Source organism: Streptomyces malaysiense (assembly GCF_000980885.2).
In the GTDB taxonomy this organism is placed as follows: Bacteria; Actinomycetota; Actinomycetes; order Streptomycetales; family Streptomycetaceae; genus Streptomyces; species Streptomyces malaysiense.
On record NZ_LBDA02000033.1, the window covers coordinates 82,023 to 97,986 of the forward strand.

Annotated in this window: 12 protein-coding genes and 1 tRNA gene; 6 read left to right on the top strand and 7 right to left on the bottom strand. The window is 72.2% G+C overall.

All coding sequences use genetic code 11. From position 1 onward, the window contains the following. The first annotated feature begins 72 nt into the window (after positions 1 to 72). From helR to VT52_RS39705, 3 genes are all read left to right on the top strand, one after another. Positions 73 to 2,274, top strand: a complete 2,202-nt coding sequence (helR, locus tag VT52_RS14970) for an RNA polymerase recycling motor ATPase HelR (protein WP_046425135.1) — start codon at positions 73 to 75, stop codon at positions 2,272 to 2,274. A gap of 51 nt (positions 2,275 to 2,325) precedes the next feature. Next, positions 2,326 to 2,679: a hypothetical protein gene (locus VT52_RS14975; protein ID WP_046425132.1), complete on the top strand. Its 354-nt coding sequence runs from the start codon at positions 2,326 to 2,328 to the stop codon at positions 2,677 to 2,679. Positions 2,680 to 2,808: 129 nt separating this feature from the next. Then, complete coding sequence (locus VT52_RS39705) at positions 2,809 to 3,564, top strand: lysoplasmalogenase family protein (protein WP_420856284.1); 756 nt, start codon at positions 2,809 to 2,811, stop codon at positions 3,562 to 3,564. Here the strand turns inward: VT52_RS39705 and VT52_RS14980 are convergent. Continuing rightward, positions 3,524 to 3,595, bottom strand: a tRNA-Val gene (locus VT52_RS14980). The two genes, VT52_RS39705 and VT52_RS14980, sit on opposite strands and share 41 nt — an antisense overlap. A 352-nt stretch (positions 3,596 to 3,947) precedes the next feature. On the opposite strand from VT52_RS14980, the gene VT52_RS14985 reads away from it, so the two are divergent. Both VT52_RS14985 and VT52_RS14990 read left to right on the top strand, forming a co-directional pair. After that, entirely contained in the window at positions 3,948 to 5,351 is a 1,404-nt protein-coding gene (locus VT52_RS14985; protein WP_046425130.1) for a coiled-coil domain-containing protein, read from the top strand. Positions 5,352 to 5,458: 107 nt separating this feature from the next. Then, positions 5,459 to 6,055 (top strand): DUF4383 domain-containing protein, encoded by a 597-nt coding sequence (locus tag VT52_RS14990; RefSeq protein WP_046425128.1) that lies wholly within the window; start codon positions 5,459 to 5,461, stop codon positions 6,053 to 6,055. On the opposite strand, the gene VT52_RS14995 is transcribed toward VT52_RS14990, so the two are convergent. The 3 genes from VT52_RS14995 to VT52_RS15005 all read right to left on the bottom strand — a co-directional run bounded on the left by VT52_RS14995 (position 6,043) and on the right by VT52_RS15005 (position 10,827). After that, the gene (locus tag VT52_RS14995) at positions 6,043 to 7,170 is read right to left on the bottom strand and encodes an amidase domain-containing protein (protein WP_240509769.1); all 1,128 of its coding nucleotides are present in this window, start codon (positions 7,168 to 7,170) and stop codon (positions 6,043 to 6,045) included. The genes VT52_RS14990 and VT52_RS14995 overlap by 13 nt on opposite strands. A 174-nt stretch (positions 7,171 to 7,344) precedes the next feature. Continuing rightward, complete coding sequence (locus tag VT52_RS15000) at positions 7,345 to 8,646, bottom strand: polysaccharide deacetylase family protein (RefSeq protein ID WP_046425126.1); 1,302 nt, start codon at positions 8,644 to 8,646, stop codon at positions 7,345 to 7,347. Between the two features lie 45 nt (positions 8,647 to 8,691). After that, a complete protein-coding gene (locus VT52_RS15005) occupies positions 8,692 to 10,827 on the bottom strand; it encodes a transglycosylase domain-containing protein (RefSeq protein ID WP_079175062.1) in 2,136 nt (711 codons plus the stop codon). 279 nt (positions 10,828 to 11,106) lie between these two features. Here VT52_RS15005 and VT52_RS15010 point away from each other — a divergent pair, with 279 nt between their 5' ends. Next, complete coding sequence (locus tag VT52_RS15010) at positions 11,107 to 11,319, top strand: FmdB family zinc ribbon protein (protein WP_046425125.1); 213 nt, start codon at positions 11,107 to 11,109, stop codon at positions 11,317 to 11,319. A gap of 17 nt (positions 11,320 to 11,336) precedes the next feature. On the opposite strand, the gene VT52_RS15015 is transcribed toward VT52_RS15010, so the two are convergent. Genes VT52_RS15015 through VT52_RS15025 form a run of 3 tightly spaced genes read right to left on the bottom strand, consistent with a single transcriptional unit; the run spans position 11,337 to position 15,891 of the window. Next, on the bottom strand, positions 11,337 to 12,152 hold the full coding sequence (locus tag VT52_RS15015) for an HAD family hydrolase (RefSeq protein WP_046425123.1): 816 nt from the start codon (positions 12,150 to 12,152) through the stop codon (positions 11,337 to 11,339). Continuing rightward, the gene (locus VT52_RS15020) at positions 12,152 to 14,689 is read right to left on the bottom strand and encodes a phosphoribosyltransferase (protein WP_046425121.1); all 2,538 of its coding nucleotides are present in this window, start codon (positions 14,687 to 14,689) and stop codon (positions 12,152 to 12,154) included. The genes VT52_RS15015 and VT52_RS15020 overlap by 1 nt, the downstream gene beginning before the upstream one ends. A gap of 35 nt (positions 14,690 to 14,724) precedes the next feature. After that, positions 14,725 to 15,891 carry an HpcH/HpaI aldolase/citrate lyase family protein gene (locus VT52_RS15025; protein WP_046425120.1) on the bottom strand — a complete coding sequence of 389 codons (1,167 nt, stop codon included), beginning with the start codon at positions 15,889 to 15,891 and terminating at the stop codon, positions 14,725 to 14,727. Positions 15,892 to 15,964: the final 73 nt, after the last annotated feature.

The following is a 15,964-nucleotide window of genomic DNA, read 5'->3' on the forward strand; positions in this document are numbered from 1 at the left end:
GCCCGCCACCGCGCCACGCCCCCCTCTCCCGGCCCCTCTCACCCCGCCCCCCTCTCGAACCGGAGCCTCCCCGTGCCCAGCGCCACCAGCGCCTTCGACCTCCCCGACCGCCTCTTCGCCAAGGCCGCCCCGGACCTGGTCGCCACCGACGAGAAGCACTTCGCGGCGATCGCGCGGTGCCTGGAGCGGACGATCGCCGAGGTCTCCGGCCAACTCGACCAGGAGCGCCGGGCCCCCGGCGGACTGGGCCGGCAGGCGCTGGACCGGGACGCCGAGGTGCACCGGCTGACCACGCGCCTGCGCACGCTGCGCCGCTTCGGCCTCGACCTCTGCCTCGGCCGCATGGTGAGCGCCGCGAACCCCGACGAGCCGATGTACGTCGGCCGGCTCGGCCTCACCGACCACACCGGCCGCCGGCTGCTGCTGGACTGGCGCTCCCCGGCCGCGGAACCCTTCTTCGGCGCCACCCACGGCAATCCGATGGGCCTGACGAGCCGCCGCAGATACCGCTGGGCGGACGGCCGCGTCCGCGACTACTGGGACGAGGTGTTCACCCCGGACGCGCTGGACGGGCACGCCGCGCTGGACGACCAGTCGGCGTTCATCGCGAGCCTCGGCGGAAACCGCTCGCCGCGGATGCGCGACGTGCTCGGCACCATCCAGGCCGACCAGGACGCCATCATCCGGGCGGGCTCGCGCGGCGCCCTCGTCGTGGACGGCGGCCCCGGCACCGGCAAGACGGTCGTCGCCCTGCACCGCTCCGCCTACCTCCTCCACTCCGACCCGCGCCTCGGCCACCGGCGCGGCGGGGTGCTCTTCGTCGGCCCGCACCGGCCGTATCTGGCGTACGTCTCCGACGTGCTGCCGAGCCTCGGCGAGGAGGGCGTGCAGACCTGCGTCCTGCGGGACCTCGTCACCGAGGGCGCGGCCGCGCGCACCGAGCCCGACCCCGAGGTGGCCCGGCTGAAGTCCTCCGCACGGCTGGTGGGGGCGATCGAGCGGGCCGTCCGGTTCTACGAGGAGCCGCCCACCGGGCCGCTGACGGTCACCACCCCCTGGGGCGACCTCGAACTGACCGCCGCCGACTGGGAGTCGGCCTTCGACTCGGCCGAGCCCGGCACCCCGCACAACGAGGCACGCGCACAGGTCTGGGACGAACTCCTCACCCTCCTGGCCGACCGGCACGACGGCGGCGCCCCCACCGAACTGCTGCGCAGGTCGCTGGCTGGCGACCGGGAGCTGCGCACGGCCTTCGACCGCTCCTGGCCCCTGCTGGAGGCGGCCGACCTCGTCGGCGACCTGTGGTCGGTACCGGCGTACCTGCGGCTGTGCGCCCCCTGGCTGACGCCCGAGGAGGTACGACTGCTGCGGCGCGCGGACGCGCAGGCGTGGACGGTGTCGGACCTGCCCTTCCTGGACGCGGCACGGCAGCGGCTCGGCGACCCGCGGGCCGCGGTGCGCGAACGCCGGCGCAAGGCCGCGGTCGCCGCGGAGCACGCGCGCATGACCGGGGTCATCGACAACATGCTCGCGGCCGACCACGACGGCGAGGGCGCGGTGACGATGCTGCACGGGCAGGATCTGCGGGACGCCCTGATCGACGAGACGGTACTGCCCACCGCCGAACCGGACGCGCTCGCGGGGCCGTTCGCGCACATCGTGGTGGACGAGGCGCAGGAACTCACCGACGCGGAATGGCAGATGCTGCTCTCGCGGTGCCCGTCGCGCAGCTTCACCATCGTCGGCGACCGCGCCCAGGCCCGGCACGGCTTCACCGAGTCCTGGCAGGAGCGGCTCGCCCGAATCGGCTTCGGCCGCGTCGAGTTGGCCGGCCTGACCGTCAACTACCGCACGCCGAAGGAGATCATGGCGGAGGCCGAGCCGGTCGTACGGGCCGCGCTGCCGGACGCCAACGTACCGACGTCGATCCGCGGCAACGGTCTGCCGGTGCGCCGCGGTTCGGCGGCCGACCTGACCGCGGTCCTCGACGACTGGCTCGCCGCCCACCCCGAGGGCACTGTCTGCGTCATCGGCGCCCCGGCCTTTCGCCCGCCGGGCCCCCGGGTCCGCGTCCTGTCCCCCGGCCTGTCGAAGGGCCTGGAGTTCGACCTGGTCGTACTGGTCGACCCGGAAGGGTTCGGGGAGGGCGTCGCAGGCGCGGTGGACCGCTACGTGGCGATGACCAGGGCCACCCGGCAGCTGATCATCCTGACGACCCCGGCCTCCGGACCCGCCGCCGGCTCCGCCCCGGCTCATGAACGCCCGTTCGGATGAACCTCTCGGTCGACCTCGCAACCGTAAATCGAACAGGCGTAGCATTGCCGCGTGGCTACGACCTACGAATTCCCCAGTGACCTCCTCGCCGGCCAGGAGGAGCTGCACCAGGTCAGGGCCGAGCTGTCGGCCCTGCTCAGACGGCTGCCCTGGTCGGTCGAGCCGGTCGACGCCTTCAGTGACGACAACGGCTGGCGCAAGGCGGAGCGCCCCGCCTCCCCGGGCTGGACGGCCGACGAACAGGCCGAGGTGGAGAAGCTCCGCCGCCGCGAACACGAACTCGCGGTGTTCATCAGCACCCACCGGTTCTGGGCCGAGGTCGCGGCCGACCAGCGCGTGCAGGCACGCAGCCGCCTGAAACACGTCCACGAGGAGCAGGCCCACGGGAACTCCGGGGACTCCTGACGGCCGATCCGGTCCAACCAGTTGACCACCATCCCCGGTGCGTCCACCCTGATCGCCATGGCCGAGGGACACATACCGGGGCGCGGCGCCCCACGACCGGCTCCCGACCATCCGGCGCGGGCGGCCGGGATGCCGCCGCCGATCACGGTCCTCGCGGTGCTGTGCGTCGTCGAACTCGTCGGGGTGGCGACCGGGAAGCACGCCGCGGAGTGGTTCGCCAAACCCCTCCTGGCCCCGCTCCTCGCCGCCCACCTGTGGCGGCTGACCGGCACCCGGCACGCCTTCGTCCTGACCGGGCTGCTGTTCGCCGCCGCCGGGGACACCGCCCTGCTGATCCCCGGCACCCCGGCCTTCGGCCTCGGCCTCGCCCTCTTCCTGGGCGCCCAACTCTGCTGGATCACGGCCTTCCTGCGTGCCGGCGCCCTCGACCACCTGCGCACCCGCCGCGCCGTCTGCGCCGCCTACCTCGCCGCGTGGGCCACCGCCGTCGCCGCCCTCGCCCCCGCCCTCGGCCCCGCGCTGGGCTCCGCCGTGGCCGTCTACGCCCTCGCCCTGCTCACCATGGCCCTGACCGCCCGCGTCCTCGGCCCCAAGGCCCTCTGGGGCGGCCTGGTCTTCGTCGCCTCCGACTCCCTGATCGGCCTCGGCGCCGCGGGCCTCGGCTTCCCCGGCCGCGCCACCCTCTGCATGGCCACCTACATCGCCGCCCTGGCCCTCCTGGTCACCGCCTGCATCCAGGCCCCGCCCCGCGACGACTCCCCCACCGCCGGGGCCACACCCCACCCCGGCCCACCCCAACACGAAGAGCCCCCGGCCGCATTCGGCCGAGGGCTCTCCCCATCGGTGGGCGCGGACGGTTTCGAACCGCCGACATCCTGCTTGTAAGGCAGGCGCTCTACCCCTGAGCTACGCACCCGTGCCCCGGGCTGCTGCCCAGGTCGAGTCGACAGCCTACCTTGCCCGAGCCGGTGCGGGCCAAACCCGAACAGTGGGGTGGCGGACGCGGGCCGGGGGCTGTCCCCACCCGGTCTCCGGCAGCCCCCGGACGGGGCCCGAGCCGGAGAACGGGGGGCGTCCATGTCTCCGTGCCCATGTCTACGTGCCCATGTCTCCGCGCCGCGGGAACGGCCCGGCGGGCACCACGTGATCGCCGGTTCCCTCGGCGGAAAGGTCACGGTGCGTACGGTGAACTGACGGGCCCGTGTGTTCGTCTGTACGGGGTGGGAGAATGGCACCACCCAGGGCGGACCACAGCACGGGAGAGGGATGTGACGGCGAGACCGGGCACGCCAGCGACACAGCCGTACCCACCGTCGTCCACCGCGAGGACCCGGCACGGGGCCGCCGCCGCTCTCCGGGACACGCTCGCCCTGATGAGCCTGCCGGCGCTCGTCGCGCTCGCGCTGCCCGCCGCCTTCGCGGGCGGCGGCACCCGGCGCTGGTTCGGCGGCCGGGCGGAGAGCCAGCGGGCGCAGGCGCAGGAGGCGAAGGACGCGGCGGCGGCCGCGTTCTACGAGCTGGACACCGCGCAGCGGGATCTGCGGATCTCGATCGAGACCATCACGGCCGTGGACGACTCCCCCGCGGCCCGGCGTGCCGCCGCGGACTTCGAGGGGCTGGGCCGGCGGATCGACGAGGTCAGCCGGCGGTACATCCAGGCGGTCGACGCGCATGACCTGGACCGGGCCGACCTGGAGGCCGGGGCGGCGGCGCGGGCGCGCGGTGAGCTGACGGCGGCGCGGGACGAGCTGGTGCGGGTCAGGCAGGAGCTGGACCGGTTCGGCGGTTCGCTCGGGCCGCTGCTGGGCTCGGCCGAGACGCTGCTCGCCCGGGTGGCGCCCGCGGTGGAGCGCGCCCGTCAGGCGCTGCTGGCCGCGAGCAACGCGCTGGACGGCGTCCGGGAGCAGGGGCTGCGCGCCGATGACCTGGCGGGCAGGCTGGCCGCGCTGGCGCCCGAGCTGACGAAGCTGAACCAGGGCGCCGGTCAGCACGGGGTGCAGCAGACGCTGGAGCGGGCCGAGCGGGTGCAGCGGGAGGCCGGGGCGATCCGGGCGCAGGCCGAGGGGCTGCCGGAGAAGGCGGCGGAGATCGACCACCGGCTGGTCTCGCTGCGGACCCGCGCGCAGGCGCTGACCACGCGGGCGGGGCAGGTGGACCCGGTGCTCAGCGAGTTGCGGCGGCGGTTCGCGGCGGCGTGCTGGCAGGACCTCCAGCAGGTGCCGGCGCAGGCGGTGGAGAACGTGGCGCAGGCCGAGCGGAAGCTGGGCGAGGCGCGGGCGGCGCGGGACGCGCAGCGCTGGGCGGACGCCGCCTCGCTGCTGTCGACGGTGCGGGCGCTGCTGAACGCGACGGACGACGCGGTCTCGGCGGCGGGTGACCGGCTGGCGCGGCTGAACGCCGTGCAGAAGGATCCGCAGGCGGAGGTCGAGCGGTCGCGGTTCGCGATCCGGGACGCGCAGCGGCTGGCGATGACGGGGCGGACGACACCGGATCCGCGTCATGCCCGGCCGCTGGACGAGGCGGTGGCGCGGCTGGAGCGTGCGGTCGCGGGTCTCGAGGGCGGCCGGCATCCGGACTACTGGCACTTCCTGACCGAGACGGAGGCGGTGCGGCAGGCGGCGGCGCAGGTGGTGGCGCGGATCCGGGAGGAGCGCGGGGGCGTCGCGCGCTGAGGCGGCGGTGGGGCGTCATGTTGCCGGGTGTCCCGGTTCGGGCGGATATTGATTAGGCCACGTTCTGGGACGAATGGTCGCCGCCGGCGCGCCCGAGGGAGGCCGAGATGGCCACACACGCAGCGCATACGCAGGAGAAGCAGCGGATCCGGTTCGATCAGCATCTCCCCGTCGATCACCGGCTGAATCTGGTGTACCGGGTCGGGGCGGGGCTGATCGGCGTGTTCCTCGTCGTCTTCGGCATCCTGGGCCTGCTCAACCACATCGGGTTCTTCGACATCGGCGGTGCGACCGTCGCGGGGCTGAACACGAACGGCACGCTCAGTGTGCTGTCGATCTGCATCGGCGCGCTGCTGCTGGTCGGCATGGCGATCGGCGGGAACGTCGCGTCCACGCTGAACATGGTGCTGGGCATCCTGTTCCTGCTGAACGGGTTCCTGTTCCTGGCCCTGCTGGACACCCCGAACAACTTCCTGGCGTTCAGGATCCAGAACGTGCTGTTCAGCTTCGTGGTGGGGCTGCTGCTGATGACCTTCGGGATGTACGGCCGGGTCGGTCACACGCTGCCGCACGACAATCCGTACTGGCGGGCCCGCCACCCCGAGGCCGCCCCGCCCGGCGCGCCCGGTGCGCGGGAGGCGCATGGTACGCGTGAGGTGCGGGGGGACCCGGGGCGGCAGGACCGGCGGGGTCAGGTCCTGTAGGCGTAGTAGTACGCCGTCGGGTAGGACGCGACCAGGCTGGCCACCGACCTGTTGTAGGTGTTGGTGGAGTGGTAGGTCACGTACGGCACGCCGGAGCTGTCCCGGTAGGTGACGACCATGGAGTGGTCCTTGGACCCGTCCCGGTTGAAGTCCATCTGGATCACGTCACCGAGGTCCGCCTGGTACACGTTGGCGAGCGGGGTGACGCGCTTGGAGGACAGCGCGAACCAGGAGAACTCGTTGACGCCGACGAAGGAGTCGGACTGGATGTCGGCGGTGCCGAACCACTTGGTGTAGTCGTTCGTGTAGCCGGGGACGTGCTTCCAGCCGCCCGCCTTCAGCACCTGGCTGACGAAGTTGGTGCAGTCGCCGCCGGCACCCTCGCCGTTGTAGTTCGGGTACGCGGTGTTGTAGTGGTTCCAGTACTTCTTCGCGTACGCGACCATCGCCTTGTAGTCGTACGTACCCCCGGTGAGCTTCTTGGGGTTCGCCGGTGCCGGGTAGCTGGTGGCCGCGCGGGGCGCGGTGGGCGGGCCGTCGTCGGAGGAGGCGGCGGGCTTGTCGTCCTTGGGCGCCGAGGGCGTGGCCACCTGGTTGACGGCGAGGTAGCCGTCGTCGGTGTCCTTGATCCCCGTGAGCTGCCAGTCCCCGTGCCGGCCGGCCCGGAAGGTCAGCTCGTGGTGGGCCTGGAAGCCGGTGGTCTTCGGCCCCTTGGCCGAGGTGGTGCCCGGCTTGTAGGTCAGCGACGTGGTCTCGGTGACGGCGACCTTGGCGTTCCGGCCGTGCACCTCGGTGGCGTCGAGCGTCACCGTGGTGTTGCCGGCGCTGTACTTCTCGCCCAGCTTGGCGAGGCGGTTCTTGCGAGCGCGCAGCTGGCCGAGGGCGGAGGACTGCGCGTGGCTCTGGCCGCCGGAGAGGCGGACGGAGCCGTGGAAGCCCTTGGTGTGCTGGGTGCGGGCGCTGGTGGAGCCGTCCACCAGCGCCTGGGTGCGGTCGGTGAAGACCGCGTCGGCGAGCTTCTGGAAGGTCGCCTTGGTGGACGCGTCCACGGTCGGGTCGTTGGTGACCGCCGCGCCCGCGGTCCAGTTGGGTATGAGCGCCACTCCGGCGACCACGGCGGCGGCGGAGGCCCCGACGATGGTGGTGCGACGCCCCTTACGGCTGAGTCTTCTCGACTTCAATGATGTTCCCCTCTATGCCGGTACACCTACCGGGAGGGGGCATCTTCGCACGGTCTCCTGAGCGTGTGTGAAGGGGGTTGCACAAGTGGAACCTGGCCTGCGCTCATGTCATTTGGCGATCGTCGACCAGTCCGGGGACTGGGCGGGGTCGAGGCTGCGCAGCGCGGCCAGCGTCGAGGGCTTCTGGACGTCCATCCAGTCGGCGAGTTCCCTGAAGGAGACGCACTTGACGCCCTTCTTGGTGCAGATCTGCGGGATGATCCGGTCGATGGCCTTCATGTAGATGCTGCCGTTCCAGTGCTCGAAGTGGTTGCCGATGAACAGCGGTGCGCGGCTGCCGTAGTAGACGCGGTTGAAGCCGGCCATGTAGGAGTCGACGGTCTGCTGTTCCCACTGGGCGTACTTGGCGGGGTCGCCGTCGGTCTCGCCGCCCGACTGGTTGTAGAGGAAGTTGAAGTCCATCGACAGGCCCTGGAACTTGCCGTTCTCGTACGGCAGCATCTCCAGCGGGAAGTCCCAGATGCCGTTCTTCTTGGTGGGCCATATCTGGAAGTCGCCCGGGGAGCTGGCGTCGTAGCGCCAGCCGTAGCTCTTGATGGCCTTCAGCAGGTTGGGCTGGCCCTCCAGGCAGGGCGCGCGGCCGCCGATGACCTCCTTCTTGAAGTCGAAGGGCAGGGGCGGGATGTCGGTGTAGCCGGTGTTCGTCTTCCAGTTCTCCACGAAGGAGTAGAACTGGTCGATCTCGCTCTTCCACTGCTGGACGCTCCAGTCGCCGCCGCCCTTGGCGCCGCAGAAGTGGCCGTTGAAGTGGGTGCCGATGTCGTTGCCCTGCTCGTAGGCGAGGCGGAGCTGTTCCAGGGTGGTGCGGATGTGCTCGTCGGTCGGGTAGTCGATGGCGGCGTCGCCGGGCTCGTGCATCGGGCCGTGGTAGAGGTCCTTCTTGCTCTTGGGCAGCAGGTAGATGCCGGTGAGGAAGAAGGTCATGTGGGCGTTGTACTCCTTGGCCATCTCCCGGTAGTGCGAGAAGAGATGGTCGTCGCCCTGCAGGGCGCCGTCCCAGGAGAAGACGACGAACTGGGGCGGCTTCTCACCGGGCTTGAGCGGTACGGGCTTCAGCGTGCCCTGCTGCGGTCCGGTGTAGGAGGTGGAGCCGTCGCCGAGGACGTGGGTCTTGCCGTCCCATTTGGCGGTCGCGGAGGGCGTGGGTCCGGGCTCCTTGCCGCCCTTGCCGGAGGCGGCGGTGGGTGTGGTGTCGTCGGGGCGGCTCAGGGCGAGGTAGCCGGCCACCAGGGAGGCCACGACGAGGAGGGCGGCGAGCGTGAAGATCTGCGGGCGGGTGGCGGCGGGGACACGGCGGCGGCCGGGGGCGCGACGCCGGCCCCGGCCCGTCTGTTCCTTCTTGCGAGACATGCGCGGCTCAATCTCCGTGTGGTCGAGGGGTTCGGGGGCCGGGGGTCAGTCCAGGCCCATGGCGGCCGACCAGAGGGCGTAGGGCACGGTGTCCGGCGAGGCGCCCGCGAGTCCCTTCAGAGGCAGCGGTTCGAGGGACTTGGCCAGGTCCATGCGGTAGACGACGACCGCCGTGGACACGGAGTCGGCGGTGCCGGCGTACCAGGCCGCGGTGTTCTTTCCGGCGCTCTCCCCGTCGGTGGTGCCCTGGTCGGCGGTCCCGGCCTTGCCCGCCACGTCCGGGGTGGAGACCTCCGGGTGGGCGGCGCGGAAGGAGTCGGTGAGCGCCTGGTCGACGTCCCCGGCGACCTCGGCGCGCACGGCTCGGGTGGGGTGCGGGGTGGCCAGGGCGACGGGTGCGCCGTTGCGGGTCATGCGCCGCACCGAGTACGGCTCCGTGTGGGTGCCGTCGGCGGCGAAGGTGGCGTATCCGCTGGCCATCCGGATGGCGCTGGGCGTGGAGCTGCCGAGCGACAGTTCGGGCACCTGGCGGCCGATGCTGGAGGGCAGCAGCCCGGACGCCTGGGCGGTCTGGCGCACCTGACCGAGCCCGGTGTCCATGCCGAGCTGCATGAACGGGGTGTTCACCGACTTGGCGAGGGCCTCGCGCAGGGTGATCCTGCCGTACGACCTGTTGCCGTCGTTGTGTGCGGCGACCTTCTTGCCGCTGCGGTCCCAGTAGGGGCCCTCGGGGGTGCTGACGGGGACGGCGTCGTCGCCGTCGTAGACGCTTTCGGGGGTGACGGGGGTGGCGGATCCGCCGCGGGTCTTGTGGACGCCGTGTTCGAGCCCGGCGGCGTAGACGAAGGGCAGGAAGGCGGTGCCGGCCGGGACGGTGGTCGCGTTGGACTCGTTGTAGCCCTGGGTGCGGTGGTCGGGTCCGCCGTAGACGGCGAGGATCCGGCCGTCGGTGGAGACGGAGGCGGCCCCGTAGTGGCCGTTCTTCGCGGCGTCGGGGTCGTTCTGCTTGGCCTGCTTGCGGGCCTTGGTGACGGCGTCGGTGAGCGCGTTCTCCCGCTTGCGGTCGAAGGTGGTGTAGATCTGGTAGCCGCCGAGGTCGAACTGCTGGTCGGTCAGGTGGGCGGCCTTCTTGGCGTACTGGGAGGCCAGTTCCACGAGGTAGTCGCTCTGCTCGCCGGTGTTGTACAGCGGGTTGGACTTCAGCGGCTCGGGAAACGTCTTGTACTGGGCGCGCTGTGCCGGTGTCAGCTTGTGGATCTTGACCATGCGGTCGAGGATCCAGGACCAGCGTGCCTCGGCCCGCTCGTGGTTGGCCTTGCTCAGGGTGGGGTCGTACAGGCCCGCGCCCTTGAGCAGCCCGGCGAGCATGGCCGCCTCGGACACGTTGAGCTTGCTGACGTCCTTGCCGTAGTAGGCCTGGGAGGCGCGCTGGATGCCGTAGGTGCCGCGGCCGAACCAGCTGGTGTTGAGATAGCCGTCGAGGATCTTGTCCTTGCTCATCTTGTTGTCGAGCTTGAGCGAGATCATCGCCTCGGTGAACTTACGGCTGAGGGTCTGGTTCTGGTTCAGATAGACGTTCTTGACATACTGCTGGGTAATAGTGGAGCCGCCCTGGGTGTCCCCCTCGCCCACGGTGCGGAACAGGGCGCGGCTGATGCCTTTCACGGATATTCCGGGGTCGGAGTAGAACGTCTCGTTCTCCGCGGCGAGCACCGCCCAGCGGACGTCCGGGGGGATGTCCTTCAGGGGCATCGCCTGCCGTTGCACCCAGCCCGTACGGGCCATCGGGGTGCCGTCGGACCAGAAGTAGACGTTGTCCTGCTGGGTGGCGTACGAGTTCAGGTCGCTCGGTATGTCGGTGAGCGCGTACGCGGTCACCAGGAAGGCGCTGAGCAGGCCGAACGAGGCCAGGGTGCCGCCGAGCCACTGCCGCCAGGAGGGCATCCAGCGCCGCCAGCCGTCGCGGCCGGGGCGTGGGTAGGCGGGCTTGAGGCGCCGCGCGTAGGGCGCGAGAGGGCGCAGGTACGGCGCGAGCCGGCCCGTCAGTGGCGCCAGCAAGCCGGGTATTCGGGCGGTCACGCTCCCCGCGCGCTCCCGTGTGGAGGGGCGCGCGCTGCGCCTGCGCTCGGCCCGTCCGCCGCCGGACGGCGGCTCGGGCGGCGCGGGCGCGCGCAACTGCATGGTCTCGTCGGCTCTGAGAGCGTCCACTCTCAGATGCAGGGTCCGGTCGGCGTCGAGCGGCTGCTCGCCCTGGCCGGAACGGCCCTCCCCCTGCGACGCATCGGTCACTATGCGTCTCCCCTCCGCACTCGCTCTTGCTCGCGCGGTGAGCTGAGCGTCCTCGCAACGGCTTCACAAGTTATCAGCGAAGTTTTCGATTCCTCCGCTTGAGTACCTGATGTATCCCAACACTCATCAAACATTGAGATGCCACGTTTACCCCACGGTTACGCTGGACCCATGCCTCGCTATGAGTACCGCTGCCGGAGCTGCGGCGACACGTTCGAACTGAGTCGGCCGATGTCGGAGTCGGCGGCGCCGGCGCCGTGCCCCGCCGGACACGCGGACACGGTGAAACTGCTGTCCACGGTAGCGGTGGGCGGCTCGGCCCGGACCGCCGCCCCCGCGCCCCGGGCGGGCGGCGGCTGCTGCGGCGGGGGCTGCTGCGGCTAGCCTCCGGCCGGGGGCGGCTACGGGGCGGCCGTGCGCGTCGCGTTCAGGAACTCCCTCAGGACCCGCTCCCCGGCCAGCACCCCCCGCTCCGGCAGCGCGCTGATCCGCGGCGCCAGCCACCCGGTGTCCGCCAGTTCGCCGTGCCCCGGCCGCCAGCCCCGGTCCGCGGCCAGCAGCAGGTCGGCGTCCAGCAGGGAGTCACCGGCGGCCAGGGTCAGGTCCGCGCCCGTGCGGCGGGCCACCTCGTGCACGGCGGCGCTCTTGGTCAGCGGCTCGGGCACGGCGTAGAGCTTGCGGCCCTGGACGGAGACGGTCCAGCCGCGGCTCTCCGCCCAGGCGGCCAGCTCCTTCACCCAGTCCGGGGGCAGCAGCTCGCGCTCGACCACGAGGTAGGCGAACAGGTCCTCGGCGACCCGCTGCTTGCGCAGCCACACCGGGTCGGCCGTCCGCGCCAGATGCTCCTGGACCTCGGCCAGCGGCGCGCACTCGTCGGCGAGGCGGGCCAGCACCCGGGCGTGCCAGTCGCGGTCGGTGACGCCGTCGACCAGCAGATGACCGCCGTTGGCGCAGATCGCGAACGCGGGCTGCGGGCCCGGCAGGTTGACGCGCTGGTACTGCTTGCGGGTCCGGGTCGTGGTCGGCACGAACACGGCCGCGTCCCCGAGATCGGTCAGCAACCGGGCCGCCGTCTCCGTCATGTACGACAGCGGCCTGCTCTCGTGCACCTCCACGCACAGCAGCCGGGGCGCGCGGGCGTCCGGCATGGTCAGCGCGAGGGCCGCGGAGGAGTAGATCAGCGTACGGTCGAGGTCGCTCGCCACCAGCACCGGCATCAGACGTTCACCGCCTTCCCGTCGGCGCCGGTCGCCCCGCGCGTGTACTGGGGGTGGATCAACCCGACACAGGTGTACGGCAGTTCGTCCACCTCCTCGACCGGCACCCCGCGCTGCCGGGCGAGCAGCCGGACATGGTCCAGGTCGGCGCCCGCGCCCCTGTGCGCGAGGATCTTCCAGGGCACCCGGCGCAGCAGCACCCGGGTGGTCTCGCCGACACCCGGCTTGACGAGGTTCACGTCGTGGATGCCGTACTCCTCGCTGATCCGCTCGACGGCCCGCCAGCCCGCCCAGGTCGGCGTGCGGTCCTCGGCCGGCAGTTCCTTGACCGCCTTCGCCACTTCGTCGGTGACCTCGGAAAAGCGTGCCTCCACGGCGTCGAGGAAGTCCGTGGAGACATCGGCGTCGGCGAGTTCGCGGTAGAACTTCGCGCCGTGGAAGTCGTCCGGACCGACCAGGTCGGCGCGCAGGACCGTACGCGAGATCAGCCCGGAGACGGTCGAGTTGAGGCAGGCGGAGGGGATGAGGAAGTCCTCGCGGGTGCCGTAGGTGCGCACGCAGGAGCCCGGGTCGGCGAGGACGGCGATCTCCGGGTCGAATCCGCTGATGCCCTCCGTCTTCTCGAACTCCTCGACGGCCCGCGCGAGTTCACGGGTGATGGCGCCCTTGCCGGTCCAGCCGTCCACGAACACGACGTCCCTGGGGTCGTGGTGGGCGGCGAGCCAGCGCAGCGCGTTGGCGTCGATGCCCCGGCCACGCACGATCGAAACGGCGTAGTGCGGCAGTTCGAGGCCGTGCCGGAAGCGCGCCCAGCGGCGCATCAGCACGCCGACCGGGGTCCCGGCGCGGGCCAGCGACACCAGCACCGGTCGCGGCGCGGGGGTCCCCCCGCCCGAGCGAAGCCGGGAGTGGGGGAGCTCGCCGAGGACCGTCTCGGTCACCACGCCGACGGCGCGGGCGATGCGCGCGGCCGAGGCGTCGAGGGCCGCGTGGAACAGCTCCTGGTACCGCGCGCTGGGCTGGTACTCGACGGGCAGCGACTCGGCGTAGTGCGCCCCGCCGCTCTGGATGGCCTCCTCCCGCTCCTCGGTCGGCGCCTCCAGGGTGACGTCGGAGAGGTCCTGCAGCAGCCAGCCGACCTCCTCGGGTGCGTACGAGGAGAACGCGGGGCCGCGGAGGGGCTCGGGCAGCATGGCCGGCCTTTCGGGAGCGCGCGGGGGCGCGGGGACGTAGGAGGGGACGACCGCGAGCAGTACGTACGGCACCTGTTCCGCGAGCCGCGCGAGCAGTCCGTCGGGCGCGTGCAGCGCGGGGGTGTCGCCGGCCGAGTCGACCACGGCGACGACGGCGTCGAAACCGCCGCCCGCCACGTTGTAGGCGTAGCGCTCGCCGGGCCCGTCGGCCGGCTCGTCGTGTGCCGGGAAGACGACGCGGCTGCGGATCGCGTACCCCGGGTCGTCCACCGCGAGCACGGGCGACCGCGTGGTGGTGGAGAACCGCACCTCGCCGTCCCGTATCCGCTCCAGCTCACCGGCGAGCCGGAGCGGGGCGTACATCAGCTCCTCGAAGCCGAGGACCAGGACGTCGCGGGCGCCGGCGGGGAGGGCGTCGGATATCCGGCCGGCCATCGCGGGGAGGGCGGCTTCGAGGCGGGCGCGGTGGCCGGGGGTGAACCCGTGCCGTCCGCCGTCGGGCAGGCCGGCGGGCCAGCCGAGGTCGACGGTCCGCGCCCCCTCAGGGGCGCGGGGCGAGTCCTGGCGCGGCTCCGCCGCCTGTGCGCGGCCCGCCGGCCCGGCCGCGCCGGACGCGTATCGCGCGACCAGTCCCTGTCCCTTCTCCAGTACGTCCTCGGGCAGCGTCACCGTCCCGGACACGGCGGAGACCAGGTCCACCCGCGCCCCGATCTCCGCCGCGAACCGCTCCAGCCGCCGGACGTCCCGCGCCGACCGCATGTCCACCAGCGCGACCACCACGTACCAGCCCCGGGGATACCGGGCGTGCAGATCGCGGATCGTGTTCAGCACCGTGTTCCCGGTGGAGAACTCGTCGTCCACCAGCACCAGCGGCCCGTCCCCGCCCAGCATTCCGGGGTCCGCCGGCAACAGCAGATGCGACGTGGCGTGGGAGTGCGACTCCTCGAACCCGCCCGCGGGCGCCACCCCGGCGACCGGCCGGCGCGTGGAGTGCAGATACGGCGCCGTGCCGAGCCCGTCGGCCACCGCGTGTCCGAGCCCGGTCGCGGTCTCCGCGTACCCGAGGACGACCGCACGGGCCGCCCGCTCCGGGCCGAGCAGCGCGCGTACCCGCCGGCCGAGCCGCACTCCGTGGCCGTAGACCACCGAGGGCTTCTGCGGTACGTGCTTGCCGAGCACATTGGAGACCAGCAGGTGGGCCCGCTTGGGGTTGCGGCGCAGGGCGAGGCCCAGCATGGCCCGCAGGTCCTCGCCGCCCCGGCCGTCGTCGCCCGTCAGCGCGACCCCGAGTCGCCGGGCGACCCAGCTGCCGGACCAGACACCGTCGTTCACTGCGTTGTTCATGCGTTCCTTGGATGCGTTTCCCGGGACGGGAGGAGTCAGTCGGGTATTCCGGCGGCGAGCAGTTCGACGAAGCTGACGTCCTCACGCGCGACGCCGAACACCTCCGCGCGCAGCATGGTCCGTTCGGCCCAGGCGCGGTGGGGCTTCACCTCGTTCATCTTGTTCGTGTAGGCGGACCTGAGGACGCCCCCGCCGCCGCGTTCCGGCCGCAGGATGTCCTGGGCGTCGCTGTACTCCTCGTGGCTGACCACGGACAGCGTGTGCACGGGCAGGACGTGGGAGGGGTGGATGCAGGTCTTGCCGAGCAGACCGTTGGCCTGGTCGAGGGAGATCTCCCGCAGCAGCCCGTCCATGGCGTGCTCCAGCAGCTTCGCGCGCAGCTCGGCGGCCCGCACCTCCAGGAAGGGGCTCTGCCGCAGCTGGGGCTTGAACATGCGCTCGGAGAGACGGAAGTACTCCCACACGGGCCCGGTGACCGTGAACCCGCTGCCGTCGGCGCGGCCCAGCATGTTCACCACGTCGGCGATGACGGAGGCGACGACCTGGACGTCGTACGCCGTCATGTCGGGGGCGCGGCGCAGGCCGTAGGAGGAGCAGAAGTCGGTGACGCCGAGGCGCAGCGCGAGGACGCGGTCGCGGTACTTGTCGACGGTGCGCAGGATGCCCTCCAGGGCCTCCACGCGCGACTCGCGGTAGAGCAGCTCCGGGGACTCCAGGACCGGCATGGCGAAGAGCCGGCGCCCGGCGTCGGCCTCGGCGGCGGTCACGGCCTCCAGGAAGGGCAGGCCGCGCTCCCCGGTGAACTTGGGCAGCACGAATCCGGACAGCAGCCGCACGGACGGGCCGAGCCGGCGCACGAGGTCGGGGATCTGCTCGGGGGTGCGCACCCGGACGAACAGCAGCGGGGGCTTCGCGTCCGCCCGGGAGTCGAGGTCCGCGAACTGCCGGACCAGGTTCTCCTCGCCGGCCAGGACGTCCGCGTCACCGATGGAGTCCTCCAGGCACAGCACCATGGAGACCACGCCGTTGCCCGCCTGCCGGAGGACGTCGTCGGCGAGCCGCGGCCGGGTGGCCGGGCTGTACAGCGTGGCGCCGAGGGCGGCGGCGAGCAGCCGGGCCGGGGAGTCGGCGGTGAACGCGCAGGGCTCCCTGTGGAAGAGGCGCTGCCGGACCTCGGGGGCGATGTGCCCGAAATGACGCATAGGACTCCCCCAGAGTCGCAATCCGGGATTGAGGATTCGGTAAAGACTGGCCGGTAATAGTACGTAGGGCGAC

Coding starts and splice junctions, on each gene's coding strand:
- VT52_RS15020 (WP_046425121.1), bottom strand. CDS start 14,689: ATGAACAACGCAGTGAACGACGGTGTCTGGTCCGGCAGCTGGGTCGCC.
- VT52_RS15025 (WP_046425120.1), bottom strand. CDS start 15,891: ATGCGTCATTTCGGGCACATCGCCCCCGAGGTCCGGCAGCGCCTCTTC.
- VT52_RS14990 (WP_046425128.1), top strand. CDS start 5,459: ATGGCCACACACGCAGCGCATACGCAGGAGAAGCAGCGGATCCGGTTC.
- VT52_RS15015 (WP_046425123.1), bottom strand. CDS start 12,152: ATGCCGGTGCTGGTGGCGAGCGACCTCGACCGTACGCTGATCTACTCC.
- VT52_RS15005 (WP_079175062.1), bottom strand. CDS start 10,827: ATGCAGTTGCGCGCGCCCGCGCCGCCCGAGCCGCCGTCCGGCGGCGGA.
- VT52_RS15010 (WP_046425125.1), top strand. CDS start 11,107: ATGCCTCGCTATGAGTACCGCTGCCGGAGCTGCGGCGACACGTTCGAA.
- VT52_RS15000 (WP_046425126.1), bottom strand. CDS start 8,646: ATGTCTCGCAAGAAGGAACAGACGGGCCGGGGCCGGCGTCGCGCCCCC.
- VT52_RS39705 (WP_420856284.1), top strand. CDS start 2,809: ATGCCGCCGCCGATCACGGTCCTCGCGGTGCTGTGCGTCGTCGAACTC.